This is a genomic window from Nonlabens sp. SCSIO 43208, from assembly GCF_050703575.1.
GTDB classification, from domain to species: Bacteria; Bacteroidota; Bacteroidia; order Flavobacteriales; family Flavobacteriaceae; genus Nonlabens; species Nonlabens tegetincola.
This window is the reverse complement of the sequence record NZ_CP065365.1, coordinates 2,630,950-2,656,648: the sequence shown is the minus strand read 5'-3', so window position 1 is coordinate 2,656,648 and position 25,699 is coordinate 2,630,950. Positions and strand designations below refer to the sequence as shown.

General features: G+C 35.2%; 25 protein-coding genes and 1 tRNA gene. 16 read left to right on the top strand and 10 right to left on the bottom strand.

Features of this window, described 5'->3' with window-relative positions; all coding sequences use genetic code 11:
- Positions 1-41 precede the first annotated feature (41 nt).
- From ychF to I5168_RS12225, 5 genes are all read right to left on the bottom strand, one after another.
- On the bottom strand, positions 42-1,136 hold the full coding sequence (gene ychF / locus I5168_RS12245) for a redox-regulated ATPase YchF (RefSeq protein ID WP_085774424.1): 1,095 nt from the start codon (positions 1,134-1,136) through the stop codon (positions 42-44).
- 201 nt (positions 1,137-1,337) lie between these two features.
- On the bottom strand, positions 1,338-1,955 hold the full coding sequence (locus I5168_RS12240) for a DUF4252 domain-containing protein (protein ID WP_431471956.1): 618 nt from the start codon (positions 1,953-1,955) through the stop codon (positions 1,338-1,340).
- A 68-nt stretch (positions 1,956-2,023) separates the two neighbouring features.
- Positions 2,024-2,548, bottom strand: coding sequence for a DUF4252 domain-containing protein (locus I5168_RS12235; RefSeq protein WP_431471955.1), 525 nt, complete (start codon positions 2,546-2,548; stop codon positions 2,024-2,026).
- A 32-nt stretch (positions 2,549-2,580) separates the two neighbouring features.
- Complete coding sequence (locus I5168_RS12230; RefSeq protein WP_105018701.1) at positions 2,581-3,042, bottom strand: hypothetical protein; 462 nt, start codon at positions 3,040-3,042, stop codon at positions 2,581-2,583.
- The gene (locus I5168_RS12225; RefSeq protein WP_042278480.1) at positions 3,039-3,548 is read right to left on the bottom strand and encodes an RNA polymerase sigma factor; all 510 of its coding nucleotides are present in this window, start codon (positions 3,546-3,548) and stop codon (positions 3,039-3,041) included. The genes I5168_RS12230 and I5168_RS12225 overlap by 4 nt, the downstream gene beginning before the upstream one ends.
- 207 nt (positions 3,549-3,755) lie before the next feature.
- On the opposite strand from I5168_RS12225, the gene I5168_RS12220 reads away from it, so the two are divergent.
- From I5168_RS12220 to I5168_RS12205, 4 genes are all read left to right on the top strand, one after another.
- Positions 3,756-5,165 carry a S41 family peptidase gene (locus tag I5168_RS12220; RefSeq protein WP_431471954.1) on the top strand — a complete coding sequence of 470 codons (1,410 nt, stop codon included), beginning with the start codon at positions 3,756-3,758 and terminating at the stop codon, positions 5,163-5,165.
- A 1-nt stretch (position 5,166) separates the two neighbouring features.
- A complete protein-coding gene (locus I5168_RS12215) occupies positions 5,167-6,477 on the top strand; it encodes a hypothetical protein (RefSeq protein WP_431471953.1) in 1,311 nt (436 codons plus the stop codon).
- Between the two features lie 70 nt (positions 6,478-6,547).
- Entirely contained in the window at positions 6,548-9,679 is a 3,132-nt protein-coding gene (locus I5168_RS12210; RefSeq protein WP_431471952.1) for a VPS10 domain-containing protein, read from the top strand.
- The gene (locus tag I5168_RS12205; RefSeq protein ID WP_105018705.1) at positions 9,672-9,905 is read left to right on the top strand and encodes a hypothetical protein; all 234 of its coding nucleotides are present in this window, start codon (positions 9,672-9,674) and stop codon (positions 9,903-9,905) included. The genes I5168_RS12210 and I5168_RS12205 overlap by 8 nt, the downstream gene beginning before the upstream one ends.
- 136 nt (positions 9,906-10,041) lie before the next feature.
- On the opposite strand, the gene I5168_RS12200 is transcribed toward I5168_RS12205, so the two are convergent.
- Positions 10,042-12,447, bottom strand: coding sequence for a M43 family zinc metalloprotease (locus I5168_RS12200; protein ID WP_431471951.1), 2,406 nt, complete (start codon positions 12,445-12,447; stop codon positions 10,042-10,044).
- 383 nt (positions 12,448-12,830) lie between these two features.
- On the opposite strand from I5168_RS12200, the gene I5168_RS12195 reads away from it, so the two are divergent.
- The 3 genes from I5168_RS12195 (at position 12,831) to I5168_RS12185 (ending at position 17,669) form a co-directional block, all read left to right on the top strand.
- The gene (locus tag I5168_RS12195) at positions 12,831-14,684 is read left to right on the top strand and encodes a DNA topoisomerase IV subunit B (RefSeq protein WP_105018707.1); all 1,854 of its coding nucleotides are present in this window, start codon (positions 12,831-12,833) and stop codon (positions 14,682-14,684) included.
- A 1-nt stretch (position 14,685) separates the two neighbouring features.
- Positions 14,686-14,910 (top strand): hypothetical protein, encoded by a 225-nt coding sequence (locus I5168_RS12190; protein WP_105018708.1) that lies wholly within the window; start codon positions 14,686-14,688, stop codon positions 14,908-14,910.
- A 74-nt stretch (positions 14,911-14,984) separates the two neighbouring features.
- A complete protein-coding gene (locus tag I5168_RS12185) occupies positions 14,985-17,669 on the top strand; it encodes a DNA gyrase/topoisomerase IV subunit A (protein WP_431471950.1) in 2,685 nt (894 codons plus the stop codon).
- A gap of 36 nt (positions 17,670-17,705) precedes the next feature.
- On the opposite strand, the gene I5168_RS12180 is transcribed toward I5168_RS12185, so the two are convergent.
- Positions 17,706-18,005 (bottom strand): hypothetical protein, encoded by a 300-nt coding sequence (locus I5168_RS12180; RefSeq protein ID WP_042278290.1) that lies wholly within the window; start codon positions 18,003-18,005, stop codon positions 17,706-17,708.
- Positions 18,006-18,109: 104 nt separating this feature from the next.
- Positions 18,110-18,985: a phosphatase PAP2 family protein gene (locus tag I5168_RS12175; RefSeq protein ID WP_042278292.1), complete on the bottom strand. Its 876-nt coding sequence runs from the start codon at positions 18,983-18,985 to the stop codon at positions 18,110-18,112.
- Positions 18,986-19,164: 179 nt separating this feature from the next.
- On the opposite strand from I5168_RS12175, the gene I5168_RS12170 reads away from it, so the two are divergent.
- Together I5168_RS12170 and I5168_RS12165 are read left to right on the top strand one after the other, a co-directional pair.
- Positions 19,165-19,238, top strand: a tRNA-Arg gene (locus I5168_RS12170).
- A gap of 159 nt (positions 19,239-19,397) precedes the next feature.
- Positions 19,398-20,594, top strand: coding sequence for a tyrosine-type recombinase/integrase (locus I5168_RS12165; RefSeq protein ID WP_431471949.1), 1,197 nt, complete (start codon positions 19,398-19,400; stop codon positions 20,592-20,594).
- A gap of 32 nt (positions 20,595-20,626) precedes the next feature.
- On the opposite strand, the gene I5168_RS12160 is transcribed toward I5168_RS12165, so the two are convergent.
- Positions 20,627-21,133: a hypothetical protein gene (locus I5168_RS12160; RefSeq protein ID WP_431471948.1), complete on the bottom strand. Its 507-nt coding sequence runs from the start codon at positions 21,131-21,133 to the stop codon at positions 20,627-20,629.
- Positions 21,130-21,570 carry a hypothetical protein gene (locus I5168_RS12155; protein ID WP_431471947.1) on the bottom strand — a complete coding sequence of 147 codons (441 nt, stop codon included), beginning with the start codon at positions 21,568-21,570 and terminating at the stop codon, positions 21,130-21,132. The genes I5168_RS12160 and I5168_RS12155 overlap by 4 nt, the downstream gene beginning before the upstream one ends.
- Positions 21,571-21,723: 153 nt before the next feature.
- Between I5168_RS12155 and I5168_RS12150 the strand changes: the two genes are divergently transcribed.
- The 7 genes from I5168_RS12150 (at position 21,724) to I5168_RS12120 (ending at position 25,684) form a co-directional block, all read left to right on the top strand.
- Entirely contained in the window at positions 21,724-22,041 is a 318-nt protein-coding gene (locus I5168_RS12150; RefSeq protein ID WP_431471946.1) for a LuxR C-terminal-related transcriptional regulator, read from the top strand.
- Positions 22,038-22,337: a hypothetical protein gene (locus I5168_RS12145; protein ID WP_431471945.1), complete on the top strand. Its 300-nt coding sequence runs from the start codon at positions 22,038-22,040 to the stop codon at positions 22,335-22,337. The genes I5168_RS12150 and I5168_RS12145 overlap by 4 nt, the downstream gene beginning before the upstream one ends.
- Positions 22,324-22,509: a hypothetical protein gene (locus tag I5168_RS12140; protein WP_431471944.1), complete on the top strand. Its 186-nt coding sequence runs from the start codon at positions 22,324-22,326 to the stop codon at positions 22,507-22,509. The genes I5168_RS12145 and I5168_RS12140 overlap by 14 nt, the downstream gene beginning before the upstream one ends.
- Before the next feature lie 181 nt (positions 22,510-22,690).
- Positions 22,691-23,023: a hypothetical protein gene (locus tag I5168_RS12135; RefSeq protein WP_431471943.1), complete on the top strand. Its 333-nt coding sequence runs from the start codon at positions 22,691-22,693 to the stop codon at positions 23,021-23,023.
- 126 nt (positions 23,024-23,149) lie between these two features.
- Positions 23,150-23,848: a hypothetical protein gene (locus I5168_RS12130; RefSeq protein ID WP_431471942.1), complete on the top strand. Its 699-nt coding sequence runs from the start codon at positions 23,150-23,152 to the stop codon at positions 23,846-23,848.
- Positions 23,848-25,323: a replicative DNA helicase gene (locus I5168_RS12125; protein ID WP_431471941.1), complete on the top strand. Its 1,476-nt coding sequence runs from the start codon at positions 23,848-23,850 to the stop codon at positions 25,321-25,323. The genes I5168_RS12130 and I5168_RS12125 overlap by 1 nt, the downstream gene beginning before the upstream one ends.
- 1 nt (position 25,324) lies before the next feature.
- Positions 25,325-25,684, top strand: coding sequence for an HNH endonuclease (locus I5168_RS12120; protein ID WP_431471940.1), 360 nt, complete (start codon positions 25,325-25,327; stop codon positions 25,682-25,684).
- Positions 25,685-25,699 lie beyond the last annotated feature (15 nt).

The following is a 25,699-nucleotide window of genomic DNA, read 5'->3' as shown; positions in this document are numbered from 1 at the left end:
GAGCATCAGTAATTACCTTTCAATATATAATTAGTAAAGATTTATACGTTGAATAAGAAATGCATTACATCACCGTCTTGAACGATGTATTCCTTACCTTCAACTTTAAGTTTACCAGCTTCTTTCACTTTTTGTTCTGAGCCGTATTCTACGTAAGTGTCATATTTGATTACTTCGGCTCTAATGAATCCTTTTTCAAAATCGGTATGGATAACTCCAGCAGCTTGTGGCGCAGTAGCTCCTATATTGACGGTCCATGCTCTTACTTCTTTTACACCAGCTGTAAAATAAGTTTGTTGATTGAGTAATTTATAAGCAGATCTTATCAATTTTGCACTTCCTGGCTCTTCAAGACCAATATCAGCTAAGAACATTTGACGTTCTTCATAATCATCTAACTCGTTTATATCGGCCTCCGTTCCAACAGCAAGTACAAGTACTTCGGCATTTTCATTTTTCACGGCTTCTTTAACTTGTTCTACATAGTCGTTACCCGAAACAGCAGCATCGTCATTTACATTGCATAAATAAAGTACAGGTTTATCAGTGATAAGTTGCAACGGTTTTACAAATTCATCACGATCGTCTTGATCAATTTCAACAGCTCTTACGCTTGTGCCGCTTTCTAAAGCTTCTTTAAGCTGTTCTAGTATTGCAAGTTCTTTTTGAGCTTCTTTATTACCAGTCTTTGCAGCCCTTTTAACTTTTTCTAGCTTTTTTTCTACAGTTTCTAGGTCTTTTAATTGAAGTTCAATATCAATCGTTTCCTTATCTCTTATAGGGTCTACACTACCATCTACATGAACAATGTTATCGTTTTCAAAACATCTTAAAACATGAATAATAGCATCGGTCTCTCTAATATTCCCTAAAAATTGATTACCTAAACCTTCACCTTTACTGGCTCCTTTTACTAAACCTGCAATGTCAACTATTTCTACAGTAGCAGGAATTACCTTTTCTGGTTGTACAAGTTCTTCAAGTTTTGATAATCTAGGATCTGGTACATTAACAACACCTACATTAGGTTCTATTGTACAAAATGGGAAGTTGGCACTTTGTGCCTTGGCATTTGATAAACAATTGAATAAGGTTGATTTTCCAACATTAGGTAATCCTACAATTCCTGCTTTCATTACTAAACAATTTTATGAGATTCACATATCTTCCAAATTTCCTTTTGCATCGTCCTGATCAATTATGAAAAGATATGTTGTTTGTTTTTAAAGGCTGCAAATATACAAGTAAAGCATCTTTAATTGGTTAGTTTCAAAAAGTAGAGCGTAAAAAAAATCCTCTTTTATAGAAGAGGATTTTATAAGTGAATTATTTCTAATCTACTGAATATTAATACCGCTGTTTTCTAGGGCTTCTTTAATACTATCTTCATCAATGTTGTCATCGCTATCGGTTTTAATCCCAAACCCTTCAAGCATATTCTTTACCTTTTGTTCGTCAAGATCACTGTTTTCTAGCTCTTTCATCATTTTCATGATATCATTAAGATTCATATTGTCACCTGTGATTCGGGCAAGTCCCATTCCTACTTTTGGCATATTTGCATACACTAGAACCTCATCGATAGCATCCTTTTCTCCTTCATACACTAGATGAACTTTCATATCATCAGAACTATGTCTCATCAATGTTTTATAAGAATCACTTTTAAGAATTTTATCTAAGCGTTCTCTTTCTTCTTCAAAATTTACTTTTTGAGCATCCTTAGGTAGTGCTACCAGATTAATTTTGTTAATGGATTCATAGGCTTTTTGTGAATCTTCACTCATGTTATCCATTTTAAAACCTACGATACCCTTAGGTACACTGGTGGACAGATATCCATCCTTTTCCTGAGTATCAACAAGAAATTTTTGTAAGCTATCCTCTTTTTCACAGGAAACCAAGGCAAGAGCTAAGAATAGACTAGTTCCTATAAGTTTGATTAAATTTTTCATAGTAGTTTGATTTAATGGTTTATAAATTACACCTCTTGTAATTTTCTACAAGAGGTGTTAATTGTGTTTTACTCCTGAGTGGCTTGTTCAATCTGTTTTTGTCCAGGAACATTAAGCTTTTCAGTGATTTTTGAAACTTGATCTAGATCTAGGTCACCGGTGATAACAAGAAATACGGCATTAGGTTCATCGCCATTTACGTTATTGATAAGCATTACCAATTCGCGTATTTTTTTATCAGAGCTACCCTTGCGCATGTGGAATGTAAATAATTGACCATCCTCTTTAACATGCATCAACTTAACTAGCTTTTTTGATTCGATATACTTATTTGCCATTGCGGCCATACGAGTAGCACTTTCTGGATTATCGGTAGCATACACACGTAATTCAGTAAGCTTATCTATCATCTTTTTCATCTCCTTAACCTCTTCATCTTGGGAATTAAAGTCAATGTTTGTAATAAGGCCAAACATTTCACTCGTTACCACTGTTTCTGATGTGTTTTTAAGATTGCCCATGGCATCTAGGTTTTGAGCAGTTGTGTAGGTTACACTTAGAATAAATACTGCTAGGTATAATAACTTTTTCATTGTTGTACTTTTTTTGTGATTGTGATTGTTTTCTATTTTACTAATTGTATAATGGGTTCTGTTTTTTGATTAACATGTTTAACAGGTGCCAGTTTACTTTTTCCTTTATTAAATTTCTCACTGACTAATTTCAGTGCATCCATTGTTGCAGCATAGGCTTCTTCTGGAGATTCGTAAGTTCCTAAATCTGCTTTTTGATTATAAGAATAAAACCCAGCGCCAACTGCTATTAGAAATGAGAATCCTGCGGCGATTGCTAGACCTTTCCAATTAGAAAAGCCTGTTTCATTACTAGTGGAATGTGCTGGTATCGCTTTCGCGAAAGCGTCAAATTCAATATCCTCTTCTACAGCATCATCTTCAAAAGTTTTGAACATGGCAGAATACATTTTGTGTTCTGGAGCTATATCATTTGAATTGAAATAGTCTCTCAATTGCTGCTCCTCGGTTAAAGAGGTATTGCCTTCCCAATATTTTTGTAATAATTCATTCATGCTATGTCTGCTTTAAAATGAGACTCTAATTTTTCTTTGAGCATTTTACGAGCTCTACTCAAACTTACTCGAACAGCTGTTGATTTCATTCCCATTATTTGTTCAATGGATTCAAAATCATACTGTTTAATATCTCTTAATTCCAGAATCGTTTTATACTGTTCTGGTAGTTCTTTAATCATTTTCTGTACCAGTTTAACTTGTGCCCGTCGTTCTAATTCTTCTTGAGCATTACGTTCATCATACTCATAATTGTTGTGAACAATTTTAAGATGACTGGCCTGTTTACTTTTAAGTCTATCTAATGAATAATTACGAGTCATTTGCATGGCATAAGCCTCTTTATTATTGATAGAACTCAAGCTGTCTTTTTTCTCCCAAAGCTTTACCATTACTTCTTGTACGGCATCTGCTGCCTCATCAGAAGAACTTAAAAGTCTTTTAGCGAGAAAGTACATTTTGTTTTGTACTTCTTTAAAAGTATTTACAAAAGTTGTTTGGTTCATTGTTGTGGTTCTATTATCATGACGAGGACCTTCAAACATTGTTACAAAATGAAAATAAAAAATCGTAAATTATTGTAAGATAGATTGTTGCTTTTGTAATGATAGGTGGTTTCAAGTAAAATTAGGTGAAATATACAGGTTCAAGGGGAAATTTATGGCAATGTTTTTGTGATTACTTTTACTTACATTTACTACAAATTGATGAGAATGAATATTAAAAAGCTTTTGATAATACTGGTATTGGCAGTATCGGTAACAGCGTGTTTTGATGACAACGATGATGTTTTTGCCAGTGGCAATACGGTTAAAAATTTTGTTTATCGAGGTATGAACGCTTTCTATTTATACAAAGCCGATGTGCCTGTTTTAGATAACGATCGATTTGCGACGGTAGCAGACCTAGAAGAATATCATGCACAATTTCCATCACCAGAATCCTTTTTTAGTTCCTTGATTTTTGAACCAGAAAATGTAGATAAATTTAGTGTCATTTTTGAAGATTACGTAGTCCTACAAAATGTGTTATCAGGTCAAAATTTAAGCAATGGAATGGAATTTGGTCTCGTGGCCGAGGATGGAAGTGCATCCGACATCTTTGGTTATGTAAGATACGTTCAGCCTAATTCTGATGCCGATTTGCAAGGTGTGACCAGAGGAATGGTTTTTAACGGGATTAATGGCATACGACTTACACGAAATAACTTTCAAACCTTATTGTCGCAAGATTCTTACAGTATTGATCTGGCTACACTATCGGGTAGAACGACAACATCAACTGGAAATTCAATCGCATTGAATAAACAGGTGCTTCAAGAGAATCCTATTTTATTATCTAAGGTCATAGATCAAGGATCCCAAAAAATAGGCTACTTGATGTATACTAGTTTTCTATCCCAATTTGATGAAGATTTAAATATTGTATTTGCTAATTTCCAAGCTCAAGGTGTTACACATTTAGTATTGGACTTGCGATATAATGGTGGCGGATCGGTCAATAGTGCGATCACTCTTGCCAGTATGATATCTGGTAATCCAACTAGTGATGTTTTCTCAACCGAAGAATGGAATCCAGATGTACAACAATTTTTTCTAGATAATAATCCAGAAAGACTTACTAATTTCTTTAGACGTACAACTATTAACAACAATGCATTAAATACACTTAATCTAGACAAGGTACATATTATTACCACAGGTAGCAGTGCTAGTGCGAGTGAACTTGTCATAAATGGATTAGACCCTTATATAGATGTAGTTCAAGTAGGTGACGATACAGCAGGTAAATTTCAAGCCAGTATTACTCTATACGACAGCCCAGATTTTTCATTTAATAATGTTAACCCTTCTCACAGGTATGCTATGCAACCTTTAGTTTTAAAAAGTGTTAATAGTGCAGGAGTTACAGATTATTTTGATGGTCTTGCTCCTGATATCAGATTACTTGAGGATTTTGAAAATTTAGGTGAGTTAGGTGATGAAAACGAGCCTTTATTAAAAGCATGTTTAGATGATATAGCTTTAAATGGAAGATTACAAAATAGAACTAGTCAACCTGAATTCCAACTTATAAGTGATAGTAAGGACTTTAAGCTACTAGGTAATGATATGTGGAAATAAAATGAATAGCATTGTGAATTTTACCAAATTTCCAGCATACGTAATTATAATCGTTACACTTTTCTCTTCTCAGATTAATGCTCAAAAGCAATACTTCGATCAGTTAGGTGAGGCGTTGACAAAAAAAGAGTTTAGGAAATTAAAGCGTAAGGGTAGTGATAGCTTACTTGAAATAACCAGTATGGATAATCAAGTGAATGAATTACGCCTGAGACGAAAAATTGTAGAGGTCTCAAATTCTAATGAAGAAATTAATACTATAAATCAAATCACAGGAAATAGTTTTGATACTGAGCAGCCTTTACTAATTCTTTATTATCCAACTATTGAAGAGGCAACTTTAGTAAGGGATGAATTACTAATTTCTAAACATTGGTACACACGAGAATATGCTATTATACTCAGAGAGATAAATAAATCCTTGGGTAATATTCTAATTGTTGCTGGGCCTAATCCATTTAATATAAAACTACCAGGAATATATAATGATGATTTAAATTACTTTAAGTACACTTACTTCAATTCTAAAATAAGTACTGCGTCATTTTTTTATCTATCAGAAGAAAACTCGTTTATTGAACCTGTAGATTTTATGATTACTTATGCTTCTCTTAATCAAAGGAAATGGATAAGTATTAAAGATTATGAACCAGTAAAAAATGATTCTGTGACCGAGGAGATTGTAACAGTAAATAACTTGTTACAGCCTACAAAAGTTCCTAAAACTAATCAATTGGTAAAAAAGATTGAATACTTTACACTCAATCAATCTAAAGTATTTAAAGTGATACATGAAATGGATGAAGTAAGAACCATTGATACGGTATTGCGTAATAATCTGGCAGATTATTTATTTGATATCTCAGGCCAAGTAGTAGAGCGTAATGATACTATAGTAATTGATTTTAATAAATACTATACGTACCAAGATTACAGTTTAATTTATGAGATAAAACGCCGATTAAAAAGAACGGTAGAACGAGAGGATAATCAAAAATATTTTCATGTGGTTGAACCAGGTTCTCTATACATACCAGAAGAAGGATATTATGATTTTGAGGATAATATTAGAAAAACTTTTTTACCAGAATATTCTAATCATTTAGGTAGTTTAATAGTCATTTTCCCAGATGGTAAAATGACCTTAAGTAATAGTGAGGAATTTGAATTTGACATCTATGATCTTTTAGATTACGAGAAATTTAAACGAACTAGAGAAAGATGGTATAAATCCAATACGTCAATGGGAATCGTTACTCCTAGTGTGCAAGAACCTCGAAAAGAATTCAATCCTGCTTTATTAAATCAGTAGCGTTAACAAGTTTTTAATGATTTCTTTTTGTCATTCGTTTGTATTTTAGTGCTCTTAACTAAAATAACTCATGAAACGTATTCTTTTATTTTGCTTTTTGGCATCGGTTATGATTACCAATGCACAAGAAGTAAACCTTGATTTATTCAAAGATTTAAAACCTAGAAATATTGGCCCAGGTGGAATGTCTGGTCGTGTAACATCTATTGATGTTGTTGAAAATCAACCCGAAATAATTTATGCAGGTACCGCTAGCGGTGGCTTATGGAAAAGTGAAAACGGTGGTGTAGCCTGGAATCCTATATTCGATAATGAAAAAACAGCCTCTATAGGAGCTGTTGCTGTACAACAAAGCAACCCTAGCGTGATATGGGTAGGTACTGGTGAAGGTAATCCTCGTAATAGTTTGAACGGTGGTTATGGTATTTACAAATCATTAGATGGTGGTAAAAGCTGGACTTGTATGGGACTTGAAAAAACTCGCCACATCCACCGTGTAATCATTGATCCCACAAATCCAGATGTTGTTTATGCAGCTGCGATAGGTTCACCTTGGGGTGTTCATAAGGAGCGAGGAGTTTATAAAACTACCGATGGTGGTAGAAATTGGGAAAAAGTTTTATTTACCAATGAGTCATCTGGTGCTGCAGATTTAGTAATGGATCCTACTAATCCTAATAAACTAATAGCTGCTATGTGGGAACACAAAAGAGATCCGTGGTTTTTTAAATCTGGTGGATCTGGTTCAGGCTTGTACATCACACATGACGCTGGAAAAAATTGGAAAAAGATAACCGAAAAAGATGGTTTGCCTAAAGGCGACCTAGGTAGAATCGGTGTCGCTATAGCTCCTAGTGAACCTAATATAGTATATGCACTAGTTGAATCTAAAAAGAATGCTTTGTATAAGTCTACTGATGGAGGATTTAACTGGAAAAAAATAAATGATAAAAGCGATATAGGGAATAGACCTTTTTACTATTCTGAGATTTATGTAGATCCACAAAATGAGAATAGAGTATATTCTATTTTCACTTACGTAAACGTATCTGAAGATGGTGGAAAAAACTTTACCCAATTAATGCCAGCTTACGGTGCAAACAATGGCGTTCATCCCGATCATCACGCTTGGTATATTCATCCTAAAAATGGAAAATTTATGCTTGATGGGAATGATGGTGGACTTAATATCACTTATGATAGAGGTAAAACATGGAGATTTATTGGTAATTTACCAGTAGCGCAATTTTACCATATTAACGTAGATAATGAATTCCCTTATAACGTATATGGAGGAATGCAAGATAACGGTAGCTGGCGTGGTCCAGCATATGTTTGGAGAGCTCAAGGAATTCGTAATAGTTATTGGCAGGAAATTAGTTTTGGTGATGGATTTGACGTTGTTCCAGATCCTGATAACAATCAATTCGGTTATAGTATGAGTCAACAAGGTTTTGTAAGTCGTTACGACTGGAAAACTGGAAATAATTACAGTGTAAGACCTACTCATCCTGATCCAGACGTTCAATTGAGATTCAATTGGAATGCAGCCATTAATATTGATCCATTTGATAGCAAAACTTTATATTTTGGAAGCCAATTTGTACACAAATCAACCGATAAAGGCTTGACCTGGAAGGTAATATCACCCGATCTTACCACAAACGATCCAGAGAAACAAAAACAATCTGAATCAGGTGGTTTAACAATGGATGCAACAGGTGCCGAAAATCACACAACCATTTTAGTAATCGAACCTAGTGATGTTGAAAAGGATGTCCTTTATGTAGGAACAGATGATGGTCGAGTACACGTTACTAAAAATGGAGGAGAAAGTTGGACTGATATTTCAAAAGGACTAAAAGGTTTACCACAAGGTAGCTGGATTGCACAAATCAAAGCAAGTAAATCTAAAAAAGGACACGCCTTACTTATTGCAAACGATTACCGTCGTTTTAATTACGAGCCATACGCATACCGTACTACAAATTATGGTAAAAGCTGGGAACGTATCGTTGATAAAGACGATGTAGTAAGCTATACCTTAAGCATCATAGAGCATCCTGAAGAAAATAATTTGATGTTTCTTGGTACAGACGATGGTCTTTATGTGAGTTTTGATGCTGGTGAAAACTGGCAAAAATACACACATGGTTTCCCAACAGTTTCGGTTAAGGATATGGTAATCCATCCTCGAGAAAATGATTTGGTAATAGGAACCTTTGGTAGAGCAGCTTGGGTTTTAGATGATTTAGCTCCATTTATCGCTTTCGCGAAAGCGAACTCACAATCAAACATAGCTCTATTTGAACCACCAGTTGCTTATATGGCAAGATTTCAACAGCCTACTGGTAGTAGATTTGGTGCAGACGCGATGTTCCATGGAGAGAATAGAGATACTGGCGGTAGGTTCAAATACTACTTTAAAAAGGATCCAACCGTAGCAAAGGACTCCACAAAAACAGACTCCTTAATGCTTAAAATTTACAGAGGTGAAGAACTTATACGCACCTTGAAAAGAAAAGCTCCAAAAGAAGAAGGTATTTATTCATGGAGATGGAATCTTACAGAAAAAGGAGTTAATAGACCTTCAAAATCAGTAAGAAAGAGTACGAGAGAACCATCAGGATTAAGAGTTTTGCCAGGAGACTACAAGGCGCAACTAGTCTATAATGACGTTGTAAGTACAACCATGATAAAAGTCCAAGACGATCCTAGAATTACTGAATATACAGATGTTCATGCCAAGGAAAAGTATGATGCTCTGAAAAAGCTCGAACAATTAACGGTTAAAATTTCTGAGGTTACCGATAAATTGGCAGAGAATATTGAGAAAGCCAGCAACTTTAAATCCTATTTATCAAAATTAGATAAGGAGTCTTATAAGAACGAAATTGAGGCAACTGAGAAAATGGTAGATACATTGAAGAAGGAGCAAGAAAAATACTTTGGTAAGGTAGATAAACGCCAAGGAATTACTAGGAATCCCGAAATTACTGTTCTTAATAGACTGTATGCAGCTCAAAGTTATATAGGTAGTCGTCAAAGTTCTCAAACAGCTACAGAAGCTCAACTGTATGAACATGCAGAAAATGCAGTTGATAAAGCAGTTAAGGAGACTAAATCTCTACTTAATACTCATTGGCAACCTTACGTTCAAAAAATGAAGCAAGTGTCTATCGATACCTTTAAAAATGAGTAGTAGAAAAAATGTTACCTACTTTCTCGTAGCTTTAATAGGTAGCCTCACCTTAGGATTAGCTCCTTTTATACCAGAACCTCATGTGGTTGGGAAATGGCGCTGGCTTTTAGGAGGAGCAAAGGGTATGAAGTTTATGGATTATTTCGATCTATTTTTACACAGCTTACCTTTCATTTTGTTATTGTTTATGACAATTAAATTGTTACCTATAAGAAGGAGAGACTAGAGAAATAAAAAAGCCGGTTTACAATTTGTAAACCGGCTTTTTTATTTGGTAGGTGATAAAAACCACAACACTTATTTAGGGTATAATAAAAAAGGCTGCCTTCAAAAGGCAGCCTTTTCTTAATTAATTAAATCAATTACTTTTTAACAAACTTACGCGAAACTGTTGTTCCATTTGCTTGAAGTTGTATGATATAAACATTAGGATTTAAATCACCTACGATTATTCCTTCCTTCATCACAGCACCGCTTGCTACCTTGCGTCCTGTCAAATCGTATATTACATACGTAGATTGTTGTTCTATACCGGTAGTGAATAGAATATCTCTTACAGGATTAGGGTAAACACTGATAGCATTTACAGGAATAGATACTTGTGAATTATTAGAATCTCTTGCTGTACCACATTCACCTAGATTTACCCATTGTCCAGGTTGTAATTCAAATAGGAAGTTTTGATAAACAACCTGATCGCCTACTGAGTAGGAATTATTACTGTTGTAAGCAGGAACTCCATCACATTTGTCTGTTGACGCTGTGGCAGTTGTTATTCTTAAGTCATCAACAGCAATGTCACCTTGCCAAGATGAAGTTGTATTAACCACAAGTCGCAATTGTACATCCTGTCCTGCATAACTAGCTAGATCAATATTTGCTTGTCTCCATGCAGCTCCTTGATCTCCTTGAACGCTGAATATAGTGGAGTAAGCACCACCATTACTTGCATCCACTCTTAATGAACCTACAGCATTACCAGTCATTTGATATTGGAAAGAAAGTGTGGCATTTGATGTTGAAGTAAGATCAAAACATGGAGAGTCTAATGCTGCTACTTTATCAAAATTAGGATTAGATGCTTCTACATAAATATAGAAAGATCCTTGAACAGCACCGCTAGGTCCTGTACTACTTGAAGGAGTTCCACCAGATCGTAAAGTCCAATCTAAAGAATCTGTATTATTTTGAGACCATTGTCCTAGAGTATTTTCAAACCCTTCTGAATATGGGAAACTTGAAACACCATTTGCACATCCAGAACCACCACCAGATGAACCACCTTCAGAAATAGATATAGCATCGACAGCAATGTCTCCTTGCCATGAGTTTGTTGTATTAACTACAAGTCTTAACTGTTCTACATTAGAACTTAGTGTTGCATTAGCCGTTTTCCATGAAGCTCCTTGATCTCCAGATTGTGTAAAAAGAGTAGACCAGGATGAACTACCTGCATTCCTAGATTGTAATTCAAGAGTACCTACTGCATTACCAGTCATTTGATATCTAAAGCTAACATCTGGTGAAGAACCAGCAGCAAAATCTAAACAAGGTGAATTTAAAATTGCAGTTTTATTGAAATTAGGGTCTGATGCTTCTACGTATACGTAGAAAGATCCTTCATCAGCACCGTTAGGTCCTGTGCTACTTGATGGAGTTGTGCCAGATCTACGAGTCCAATCAAGAGAATCACCAGTATCTTGAGTCCATCCACCAAGTGAATTTTCAAATCCATTAGAATAAGGGAAACTATCAATTGTACTGTTACATCCTGTATCACCACCACCAGATGGAGGCGTACATTTTGTAGACTGCGCTAGCGCAGCATGAAAACCTCCATTTAATAAATTGGCTCTCATACGTGCTTTTTGTCCAGCGGTAAACAAGTTCATACAAGCATCATCAGAATAATCCATGTAATTTTGGACCATATCTACAGATCCACAAGAAACACTACCTATTTGACAACCACCATTTGAGGCGTCAGATTCTGGTGTGTCTGCAACAAAATCATCGGCACCACAAGGTCCATCACCCCAAATGTGGCGCAAACCTAAAAAGTGACCTACCTCGTGAGTAGTTGTTCTTCCACCATCAAATGGTGCCGAAACAGCGCCTACACGCCCAAAATAATTGTATCCCATAACAACACCATCAGTTGCACGGTTTCCACCAGGAAATTGAGCATATCCTAAAATACCTGGTCTACCATTGCTATTAAGAGCAGAAACAGTCCACATATTTAAATATTGAGTGGTATCCCAAGGGTCGGTACCACCGGTTGCACTACTTTTCATTCTATTTTGCGTGGTATTCCAAGATGTAACACTAGAAGCTTTACGGGTGATACCATTGGTAGGGTTACCATTAGGATCAACTTGCGCTAGACAGAATTCTATTTGCATGTCTGCTGCTTGTGACCATGTGTTGTCTCGATCACTATTAGTTCTTCTAAAATCTTCGTTGAGCACATCAATTTGAGATTGAATTTGAGCTTGACTTATATTTTGAGTAGCATTGCTATAAATCACATGAACAACAACAGGAATGGTTATAACAGCACCATTCACGGCTTTTTGTTGAATTAAATCATTGGCTTTCTGTTGAATGTATCGTTCTTCTTTTGCGATTTTTTGGGCAAGGCTAGGGTCTTGTGCCATGGCGTATTCCATATCATCATGTGTAGAACAGTCACGTTGTTGGGCCATGGCTAAAGTAGAGATTAGCATAAACAGAGCTAATACTCCAATAGAGTGCATTTTCTTCATGTATAAATATTTAGGGTTAACATTTGAGCTCTGAATATAGGGATAAACTAATTATTTTATCAAAAAATTAACTATTCATAGCATAATATCTATTTTTTTCTATGTAAACCTAAGAATATGATAAAAATGGGTTAGTAGGTCGATAAACTGTATATGAAAAACTTAATAAGCTTAATAACAGCCCGATAAGATTGGTGGTGTTAACAAAGTAATTTTAACTTCGGTTACATTTAGTCTCCTTCTACCGATAATAATGGGTTTTATTACACTAAAAGATTTTTATTCACAATAAAAGATAAAACTCTGTTAATTAATTACGCTTTCGCGAAAGCGTAATAAGCATTACAATTAGTATATTTCAAGCTACTACAGATAGATGGGATATGGCAGAAAACGTACAATATACTGAGGATAATATCAGGTCATTAGACTGGAAGGAACACATAAGAATGCGTCCTGGGATGTATATCGGTAAACTGGGTGATGGATCTAGTGCCGACGATGGAATCTACATCCTACTGAAAGAAGTTATTGACAACTCGATTGATGAGTATGTGATGGGTGCAGGAAAAACTATCGAGGTGTCCATTCAAGGTGAACGTGTTATCGTACGTGATTATGGACGTGGGATCCCACTAGGAAAAGTGGTTGATGTTGTCTCAAAAATGAACACTGGTGGAAAATACGATAGTAAAGCCTTTAAAAAATCTGTAGGATTAAACGGTGTAGGTACTAAGGCCGTGAACGCTCTTTCCACTTATTTTAGAGTAGAATCTACACGTGATGGGAAAAGTGCAAGTGCCGAGTTTGAAAGAGGTGAACTTACCGACAAGGATTTCCTTGAAGAGACATCAAGACGTCGAGGTACCAAAATGACATTTGTTCCCGATGGTGAAATCTTTAAAAATTTTAAATTTAGGCCTGAGTATGTCTCTCGCATGCTTAAGAACTACGTGTACTTAAATCCGGGTTTAACCATTATCTATAACGGAGAAAAATATTTTTCTGAACATGGTCTAAAGGATTTATTAAGTGAAAAAATTACCGAATCCGATAGGCTGTATCCAATAATACACTTGCGAGGTGATGATATTGAGGTGGCTATTACTCACAGTAAAACACAGTACAGTGAAGAGTATCATTCCTTTGCAAACGGTCAAAATACCACCCAAGGTGGAACGCATCAAGCTGCTTTTAGAGAGAGTGTAGTAAAAACGGTGCGTGAGTTTTATGGAAAAAACTATGATGCGAGCGATGTTAGAAAATCCATTGTAAGCGCTGTGGCTATTAAGGTGATGGATCCTGTTTTTGAATCTCAAACTAAAACTAAATTGGGTTCTACAGAAATGGGTGGAGACTTACCAACTGTAAGAACTTTCATTAACGATTTTATTAAAACATATCTAGATAATTACCTACACAAGCATCCAGAAACTGCTGACGCTCTTCAAAAGAAAATTATACAAGCAGAAAGAGAACGCAAGGAGCTTTCTGGTATTCGTAAGCTAGCTAGGGATAGAGCCAAAAAAGCTAGTTTGCACAATAAAAAACTAAGGGATTGTAGAGTACATCTAGGAGATACTAAAAAAGAGAATAATCTAGATAGTACTTTATTTATAACGGAAGGAGATTCTGCAAGTGGATCTATAACAAAATCACGTAACGTAAACACACAAGCGGTATTCTCATTACGCGGGAAACCATTGAATTCCTATAACATGAGCAAAAAAATTGTTTATGAAAACGAAGAGTTCAACTTGCTACAAGCTGCTCTCAATATTGAGGATAGTATGGAGGATTTGCGTTACAACAAGATTGTCATTGCAACTGATGCCGACGTGGATGGTATGCATATACGTTTGTTATTGATTACTTTTTTCCTGCAATTTTTTCCTGAATTAATTAAAAAGGGGCACTTGTATATTTTACAAACACCCTTATTTAGAGTTCGTAACAAAAAAGAAACAAGGTATTGTTATACACCAGAAGAACGAGCTGCCGCACTTATGGAATTAGGTAAAAATCCAGAAATAACTCGATTTAAAGGATTAGGTGAAATCAGTCCAGATGAGTTTGTTCATTTCATTGGCGAGGACATGCGATTGGATCCAGTGATGTTGGACGATGGTATGAGTATCGATGATTTATTGAAGTTCTATATGGGTAAAAACACTCCAGATCGTCAAGAATTTATTATTGACAATCTTAAGGTAGAAATGGATGTGATAGAGGAGTAGTATGATTAAATACAAACATGTGATAATTGTAGCTGTGATAGCCGTTCTACTTTTTTTGATAGGTAGCACGTTTAAAATATTACACTGGGCGTTTCCTTATGGAAATGGTAATTATTTAGGTGGTGAAGACTTAATTGTACTATCAACTGTTATGTGGATCATATCGGGTACTTTATTAATAATAAAAGCCTATAAATCTAAAGGTGATCACTTTTTCAATAGATGAGGATGTATTGAATTTTGAGTGAGAACATACAAATAAAACACAGTTAACTAATAGCAGATAACTGAAACGAGTAAATGAGCGAAGAACACGAAGAACTAGAGCATTTAAACAGTAGCGATCAAGAACAGCATTCTACTGAAACTATAACCAGAGTTACAGGAATGTACAAGGAGTGGTTTCTTGATTATGCAAGCTACGTGATATTGGAACGCGCTGTACCAGCGATAGAGGATGGTTTTAAACCAGTACAGCGACGTATCATGCAATCGATGAAGGATTTAGACGATGGTAGGTACAACAAAGTAGCCAATATTGTGGGACATTGTATGCAGTACCATCCTCATGGTGATGCCAGTATAGGTGATGCTATGGTGCAAATTGGTCAAAAGGACCTTCTTATAGATATGCAAGGTAACTGGGGTAATATTTTAACTGGTGATCCTGCAGCAGCTTCTCGTTATATTGAAGCTAGACTCTCAAAATTTGCTCTTGAGGTATTGTATAATCCTAAAATTACGGAATGGCAATCTAGCTATGATGGTAGGAGAAAAGAACCTATAAATTTACCAGTAAAATTTCCCTTATTACTTGCACAAGGTGCTGAAGGTATTGCGGTAGGTTTGAGCACCAAAGTATTACCTCACAACTTTAATGAGCTCATTGATGCTAGTATCAAGCATTTACAAGGAAAAAGATTTAAAATTTATCCTGACTTTCCAACAGGCGGCGAGGCAGATATTTCAAATTATAACGATGGTTTAAGAGGCGGTAAAGTGAGAGTGCGTGCCAAGATGCACTCGCCTGAGAAAAACACCATCGTAATTACAGAGATACCATACTCAACAACTACAAGTTCCCTTATTGATTCTATTTTAAAGGCAAATGAAAAGGGGAAAATTAAAATTAAACGTATAGAAGACAACACTGCTGCACAAGTAGAAATCGTCGTTCATTTGCCTAGTGGTTTATCACCAGATAAAACCATGGATGCTCTTTATGCCTTTACAAATTGTGAGGTAAGTATTTCGCCATTAGGCTGTGTAATTGAGGATAATAAACCACTATTTATTGGTGTTTCTGAGATGTTGCGTCGCAGCGCAGATCATACTGTTCAATTACTTAAGTCAGAACTTGAGATATTATTGCATGAGGTTGAAGAACAATGGCACTTTGCTTCTCTAGAAAGAATATTTATTGAAAATAGAATTTATAGAGATATTGAAGAGGAAGAAACTTGGGAAGGAGTAATTAGTGCAATCGATAAAGGACTTAAACCACATATTAAGCACCTAAAGCGCGCAATAACCGAAGAGGATATTGTTAGGTTAACTGAAATTAGAATCAAGAGAATTTCAAAATTTGATATTGATAAAGCACAACAAAAGATTCAGGCTCTAGAAGATCGCATTGCAGAACTTAAACATCATCTAGAACATTTGATTGAATTTGCCATAGATTACTTTACTAAACTCAAGAAGGATTATGGTCAAGGTAGAGAACGCAAGACTGAGCTGAAAAACTTTGAGGATATAGTAGCAAGTAAAGTGGTTATTAGAAACACAAAACTATATGTTAATAGGGAAGAAGGTTTTATAGGTACAGCTCTTAAACGAGATGAGTATGTATGTGATTGTGCAGATATTGATGACATAATAGTATTTACAAAAGATGGTACGATGATGGTGACAAAGGTGGATTCCAAAACCTTTATAGGAAAAAACATAATCCATGTCGCTGTATTTAAGAAAAAAGATAAACGTACTATTTACAATGTTATCTATAAGGATGGTAAGTCAGGACCTAGTTATATAAAAAGATTTGCTGTGACTAGTGTGACACGAGATAGGGCTTACCCTATGGGTAAATCAGATAAAGGTTCTGTAGTTCATTATTTCAGTGCAAATCCTAATGGTGAAGCTGAAGTTGTTACAGTAAACTTAAGACAGCAAGGCAGTATTAAAAAGCTTAAATGGGATATAGATTTTAGTGAAATCCTCATTAAAGGAAGAGCATCTAAAGGAAATCTTGTAACGAAGTATAACATTAAGAAGGTCGAGCTTAAAGAAGAAGGTGTAAGTACACTTAAACCTAGAAAAATTTGGTTTGATGATACAGTACAGCGTCTTAATGTAGACGGTCGTGGTGAATTACTAGGTGAATTTAAGGGAGAAGATCGTTTACTTATTATCAATCAAAAAGGTATCGCAAAGACTATTATTCCTGAGGTGACTGCTAGATTTGATGATGATATGGTAGTCCTTGAAAAATGGGAGTCTAAAAAACCTATCAGTGTTATCTATTATCACGGTGAGAAGGAATTATTTTATATCAAAAGGTTTTTTATAGAAAACCCAGAACGAGAAGAAGGTTTTATTCCAGATGTACAAGGATCCTATCTGGAAGTTATATCTACTGATTATCGCCCTATGGCAGAGCTGGTTTTTAATAAACCTAGAGGTAAAGAACAGCCGCCTAATGAAGAGGTTAATATTGAGGAATTTATCGCTGTAAAAGGCATAGGTGCTCAGGGTAATATGCTTACTAAATCTAAAGTGAAACAAATTAACTTATTAGATGCGTTACCATATGAGGTACAGGAGGAAAATGAAAGTGAAAATGATGAAATAACCACCTCAAAAGAACATCTTGAAACGTCACAACAAACTGATGCTAAAGATGAACCTACGACCAATAAGTCTGAAGATAGTAATCTTCCAGAACCACCGGTGGATGATACGGGACAAAGTAGTCTGTTTTAAATTACGCTTTCGCGAAAGCGTAACAAAAAATATTATTTATTTACTAGGAACGTCTATAGTTGGTTTTTGATCTGATTTGTTAAATACGTAAGTAAATAACCACGTAAGTGTAAAGGTAGGAATGATATCCATACCAGGAACCAGTTCTTCTATTGTAGTAATGATACCAGCTGCAACACCTGTTTTTCCTGGGTAGAGTAGGGTCATGAGGTAACCTGCTATGGGTGCCCAAAATAAATCTGTCGTCTCTCCTAAAAATGGAAGGATGTAAGATGACATACCTACTAAATCTAAGGCTATACTGGCAAAAAGTTTTGATTTTTTAGATTGAAACATATTCAGTTTTTTAAACTGTTTAGTTCAAATAACGTTCCAAACTTATTTTTTAGTATCTGAAAAAGGATTAATGCTTTGTATTTTAATGTTTTATAAAGGTAGGTTTAAAAGTTTAACGTTAGTCCTACCGTATTTGGGGTCGCACTAAAACTGAGAGAGTAGGAACGTTGTTTAGGTTTTTTAGTTCCATAACGCTGCTCGCCATATCCATTTCTAGTATCTAAATATCTATCTACGGCTTCTACGGTTGCAATCGTAATAGCAAGACTTAGAACTACATCGGTTAAGTAGTGAGCTCCTTTCCAAACACGTGAAGCAGGTGAAACTAAACCTAGAGTATAAATACCTGCTTTTACCCAAGGATTATCAAAATGTTTTGCGAGCGCATAGGCTGTGGTGAATGACAAAATGGTATGACCAGATGGGAATGATCTATAACCAGACTCGCCAGAAAACGGTCTAAATTCAGATTTTCCTACACCAGTTTCTGGTCTACCACGTCCAGTAACAGATTTTAAAAACTGTTGTAGAAGACCACCAGCGGTTGCGCTACTTATCATCAATACACCTGTTCGCCTCCATTCAGGGCTTTTGGTAAATAGTCCGTACAAATAGATACCACCAGTTACACCATAATTGTTTTGAGGACTTCCAAAGTACCATCCAAAATCACTAATTACAGTTGGAATATCGTCTTGTTGTCTGCGTGCCCAATCGCTTGTTTGTTCGTCAACTAAATACAAACCACCAACAAGACCAGCAGTAGCACCTGCACGCAACCAATCTCTTTGTTGCCAGTGAAAAGGCCTTGAATAGGTGTAGGCTACACCATTAAACGCATTTTTTCCATCATAAGCTAGTAGTTGCCAGGTATTCATTTCTTCAACTTGTAAAGATGTGAATTTATCTGATTTGAAGTTTTGACTAAAAGATAAACTGTTGGTTAAAAGTAGAATAAGAATGATTACTAGTCGCCTCATAGGTAAATGATAATTTGCAAAGATACACTTAGAAGTTGTTTTGATACGCTGATTAACAATAGTCTATGAAATAAGTGTAATATTTCTACTCAAAAATCGAATTTTAATTTTTAACAAAACAAAATAATAGTATATTTGCAACCGCTTTTCACAATAGCGCTTGATTATTGTACAAGCATGGTCGCGTAGCTCAGCTGGATAGAGCATCTGCCTTCTAAGCAGACGGTCACAGGTTCGAATCCTGTCGCGATCACGAAAATATAAAAGGTTAAAAGCCAGTTACTTGAGTAGCTGGCTTCTTTGTTTTTAAGGCTTTTTTGATGTGTTTAAAGTGGTTATTTATAACTTTACACAACCTTATTATAACTTAAAACGCAATAAAAGCGCAACAAGATCACAATAAAATCACAACATGAAAATATACCTTAAGCACAACCGTAACTGTGAGATTGTATTAAGAGCGGTCCATAAAAACAACCGCAAGCAAACTAAGTTGTGTGATTGTGATCCTAAACACTGGAATGAAAGCGCGCAAATGATTACCGGTGATCATCCACAGTTTGAAAAAATATATCCTTACTTACAAGAGATTATTAAACGATCTCGTGAGCCACAATTGAAACTGGAAAAGGATTTGGATAAAGTAATGCATTATGTACTTAATGGTGTAAATACTGATCCTGATTTCCTAGAGTTTATTGATGAATATCTACAATCACGCAAGCAAGTAGCAAATGAGTTAGAAAATAGAAAAAATCTAACTGAGCGCAACCGCGAAATGGGACATATTAAACACTATAATACGGTGTTTGAAAAATTAAAGGATTACTACAGTTATATAAACTATTCTCAGATTGATAGCTGGTGGTGCCAGCAATTACAACAAAAATTGCATGAGGATGTTTATATAAGTGATGCAACGGCCAATAGTTATATGAGCCGTGTAAAATCACTGTACAGTAAGATGATTTTAAAATATAGGTTGCCAGATGCTGCTGGTTTTAATGCTGTACCTAAATTAAGAGTAAGCCAGCGCAGCTATGAAGCACGCAAAAAGCGCCTAGATGATACTAGTATGATGACTTTTATCAATGCAGACTTATCTGGAAACCAGGAAAGGGCACGCGATATATTTGTTGCTTTATTTGATTTATGTGGTTGTGATCTTACTGATCTGTATTTCCTGGAGCGCAAACAATTGCATCGTGGTCGTATATTCTTTGAGCGCAGTAAGGTGCGTGGTAGTTCTATGGATTTAATGGTGAGTGATAGGTTGAATGATTTTATTGAAAAATATGCGGTTAATGGTGATAAATACTTGTTCCCATGGCGCAAGGATTTGAAAGGTTATCACACTTTTAGGGATAATGCTAGGCGTGACCTAAGACGTGGCGCGGCAAAATTGGATATTAAAGATATTACTGGTGGTGAAATTACGATGAAATGTGCTAGGCACACCTTTGCTAGTCGCTCCAAAGAAATGGGTATTGATGGTGATTTACTTCGTGAACTTATGGGTCACCGCCGCAATGATATTGATAATTATTACAAGGAAGCTTATCCAGAAAAGGTAAGAGATCAAGCTCATAGTAGGGTTATAAGTTTTTGATGATGGTACGCTTTCGCGAAAGCGTAATTATACTACCAGTTATCTATTTTATAGGTAAATAGATCGTTGAAAGCATTTTCTAACCTAGTCAACACGCGTGTAGTCATTTTGTTATTGCGTATTGTGTTGTCTTTGTTTTTTAGCAAATAAGTTTCTGCAGGTGCATCTGGATTGCTATCGGTGACACCTAAAACACCAACTTCTACATCGCGGAAATTGATATTTGTGATTGTTACCCTGTATTTATTTTCTTTAAATTCTATCACGAATTTATACTTAACTGGTCGTTTAAAGATAACGCCTAGTGAACTTTTATCATGTATTATATCGCTGTATTGTGTATAGCCTACTATGGTATTACTGGTGGTGGTAAGCTGCTGGTCAATGGGTATATTTTTAAGCAAATAACTCTTAAATTGTTGTAATTGTACACTGTCATTGAAGGTTTGTTGATATTGCAAATTTCCATTTTGCGCGGCAAAATTGGTTTGAGCAATTATCGTAGTAGTAAAAAATAGGAAAATGACAGTAAGCTTCATGTGTTTTTTAATTTTTTGGTGATGGAAGTTAAGCCTTTTGTATCAATTTGATCTGTGGTTTTAAGTATTTTTTTTGTGTTGTTGTAGGTTTTGAGCAATAGCTCACTTACTGCTTCATTGTTATTTACTAGTGCTCTACTGCTAGTAAGTAATTGATCACCTATATACTGGATCATATTCATTATTTCAACATTGCTTACTGGATCCTTTTCTATCCTGTATTCTGTGGTAGGTTCTTCTACTTTATTAAGGTGTTTTTTTGCTTCGTGGGACTCTAAATATTCTATTAATTTATTCAAAGTTGTACTTCTGGGATTTGTTTTTTGCGCAATTATGTTATCAATTGTAGCAATGGCAATTCCTGTTTCTTTACTTACTAAATATGATGATAAGTTATTGTTTAGTAAATAGTTGCGTATCTCATTTACTGTTTTCATAGTTGTTGTTTTTATAGGGTTTACAAAGTTAAATTAAAAAAAAGACATCTAAAGTTGTATAACATTGTACAAGTTTGTGTATATTTGGTGCAAATATTGGTATTAATACTGATTTAAAAAAGTGATTACTACCAGTTTGAAACAAAAGTACTAATGGAATTATCGAAACGTGAAACTGAGATACTGGATCTTATTTGTGATGGTAGTCCTAATAAACAAATAGCTGATAAGCTGTGTATTAGTGATCATACTGTTAGAAATACAAAGGTTCGTATGATGCGCAGGAATAAAGCGCACAATGTGGCTCACCTAGTACGTATGTACATTTTATCAATTGAGAACCCTAAGCAATATTTTCTTACTGCTGTTTTACTAGCAGTTCATGTATTGAGTATTGCTGTGAATCCTGGTCAAGAATTAAGAAAACCAGCGCGCACAGGTAGAAGGGTAAGAAAAGAGCAAATATTATGATTGATGTAATTATAGGTGAACCGCTTCCAGTAGCTGTGGCAAAGTCTGTCACTAGAATGTTAACTATGATAGAGCGCAAGGAATTGTGTGAAGCTCATGGTTATAAGAAATGGACCATTCAATCCATATTGAAATGTGAGCAAAATGTTACAAGTAATAATAAGCAACTTGTTATTGATGCAATAAAGCTGTCTGTAGAGAATGCTAAAAATCATATTGATATGGTTGATTCTTTACCGGCACAATATCAAGAGGAATTTAAACTAACTGAATTATCGAAAGATGGTAAATACTAATCAATGTAGTGTTCCAGATCATGTAAAAGTGATAAATACTGCTAGGCATATAAGTGAGATTAATGTGCTTGCTGCAAGAATAGATCAGGTTAAATCTAGCTCGCTGTTTACTGATGAGGAAAAGGAAACCATGATAAGAAACTATAACGCTAGACTGGAACGTCTACAATAAACCTGAATAAAGATGAAAATTAAGGATAAAATATTATCAGTCACTATGCTGATTGCATGTGTAATTATTTTATGTGGCTTTTTTGTGATGGTAACCTTTCAACATCTTCTTGCTGGTACGGTATGCATAGCAATAGGTGTGTTTGTAGTTCTAGTTTGTATAGGCGTGTTAATACCTAAATATGAGCAGTATGATGGGTAGTATTAATGTACAGGATTTTATGGATCACTTAAGAGCAAATGATCTTGTAATTACTAAGCGTGAAAACTTGAATGATGCCGCGCTCAAAATGGAAATTTTGAAACATAAGCAACGAAAACTTTTGTCAAAAAAGTGGTTGAGTATTAGAGAGATCATTGATGGGAACCTTATTGAATTAGGTTCAAGATCTGGTGTGTTGCGAGTTATAGAAAGTAGGCCTGATTGTGATCTTATCTATAAGAATATAAATGGAGTTAACAAGGTGCTTACTAGCGCTATAAAACAGATACGTGATGAGCGAGCAATTGTGTAGGGTAAGTAAGACTTACCAAAAACCAACTGTGCAAATATGTAAGCCTGGTACTTGTGAGCTAGATGCTGGGCCATTTGTTGACACGTGTAGGAAGTGTGGTTGTGTAAATGGGTTAATCAATTAGTTATGAGTCAAGTTATAAAAATGACCTTTGATGTTAAGGTTGCAAAAGATGTAGGAACAGATGCTGCTATAGTACTGTCAAACATACAATACTGGGTGTTTAAAAACGCAGCAAATGATAAGAATTTTCATGATGGAAAGTATTGGACTTATAACAGTGTTAGAGCTTTTACTGAAATATTTGAATGGTTATCTACTAGACAGATTAGGACTTGTATTGATAAGTTAACTCAAAGGGGTTATTTGCTTGAAGGTGAGTATAATAAAGACAATCGTGATAGAACTAAATGGTATACCACTACGGATCAATTTACAACTTTACCAAAAAGTAAAATGCAGCTGACTAAATTGACAAGCCCACTTGACAAAAAAGTCAACTCATATAAGGAGCAAATAATAAACACAGATAATAAACTCTATACACAGCCTTCTTCTGAAAATTTAGATGTTATACCAGATTCAGCTTCTAATTTCTTAAGAACTAAATATCCAACCTTATTCACAGATGCTATGCAAAAAGCTCCGCAACATGTGCGCGAGGATATGAAAAAATTACTAGCAGACTACGATGCAAAAGTATTGAAGGAAGATATTGAATATGTTCCTAAAAAACTTTATGGCCGTTTAATCGGTTTGATTAATAACTGGAAAGTAGATACAGTTGTCAATGCTGCTGCTCCAAAAAGAAAACTTCTTCAATAATGAAACAACCAAAAAATACATATAAGCAAAATCAATCCAGCTTAAGAAAAATAAGTGGCGAAGGTATGGTCCCACCACAAGCAGTTGATATAGAAGTTATGATTTTAGGATCATTACTTACTACTGCAGATGCTATACATGAAGTAGCGAATGTAATTAAAGAACCAAAAGTGTTTTATAAACCAGCACATGTAATGGTTTACAAGGCTGTACTATCATTAGTTGATAAGATGGCACCAGTAGATATGATTACTGTAGGTCAAGAGTTACGTAAACTAGGTTACTTTGAAAAAGTAGGTGGTGATAGGTTTTTAGTTGAGTTAGTAAGCCAATCAATTTCTACCGCTCATATTGAGCATCATTGTAGAATATTACTGCAAAAATATATTGCTAGACAAACAATTTTGCTGTCTAATGAAATTGCTAGTAAAGCGTATGATGATACTACTGATGTGATTGATCTTCTAGCAGATGTGAGTAATCAATATAGTAACCTTCAGGATTTAACATTGAGTGGTAGTAAGCAGCCAAGTTTTACAGATGTTTTAAAGAAGGTGGAGCAAAGGGTTGAAATAATAAGTTCTAAAGACTCAGATGCTCTAACAGGTGTAACTTGTGGTTTGTCAAAACTTGATAAATGGACAAGTGGCTGGCAGCCAGGTGAGTTAATTATTCCTGCTGCTAGACCTTCAATGGGTAAAACTGCTTTCATGATTGGTGGGATGAATGCCGCAGCAAAACAAGATTTAGCATGTGGTTTTATTTCTTTAGAAACTACAACTGTTAAATTGGTTACAAGACAAGTTGCTCAAGATAGTCATTTTCATTTGACACAATTATTGACTAAAGGTTTTGATAAGCTTGAAGATTTTGAAAAGCTTAGAAAAGTTACACAAGCTATGTCTGGCTATAAATGTTATTACAACGATCAGGCTTATGATATTTCAGATATAATAGCAGTTGCTAGAAAATGGGTGAGAGATCATCAAATAAAAATTCTCTATATAGATTACTTACAGTTAATTAAAGATAGATCTTATAAAGGAGATAATAGAGAGCGTCAGGTTTCTGGTATTTCTAGAAAATTAAAGTTGCTTGCTAAGGAGTTGAATATTCCTGTAGTTGCTCCATCTCAACTATCCAGAAAATGTGAAGATAGGCCAAGTAAAAGACCTGTGCTATCAGATTTAAGAGAATCAGGTTCTATAGAACAAGATGCAGATATTGTGTTTTTTATTTTCCGACCAGAAGTATATGGTATTGATCCTAAGGATGATGAAGATATGGTGCGCGAGAATTGTAATATGGAATTTATAATAGCCAAGTTTAAAGATGGTCCAGTCGGTTCTGTTTTGGGTTATTTCAAAGCTGATAAAACTAAATTTTATAATCATGATTATATACCATATGAAAATTATGTAGCACAGGGATCTCCTAGTGATGCTTTTGGTGATAAAGATGATTTAGCATTTTAATATGAAAGTGAATAGACCTTGGGTAAAAGAATATAAGCAGCAGGAAAGAACTGTTGATAATTCAAAGTTTTACAACAGTAGAACCTGGCGTAAGACTAGAAAATTATTTCTAGAAAACAATCCATTGTGTATTCATTGTGAAAGGTTGGGTGTAACCACACCAGCAAATGTGGTTGATCATATAATACCAATTAGTGAAGGTGGTGATAAGCTAAACACGAAAAATTTACAGCCTTTGTGTAAAAAATGTCACGAAAAAAAGAGTGCTAGTGAGAGCGCAAAAAAAAGGGGTATGGGTAAAAAACTGAGCGTTTACAAGCGATGTACATCGCATGATAGTCAAAATTTTACTCACGAATAATTTTTAAGGGGGGAC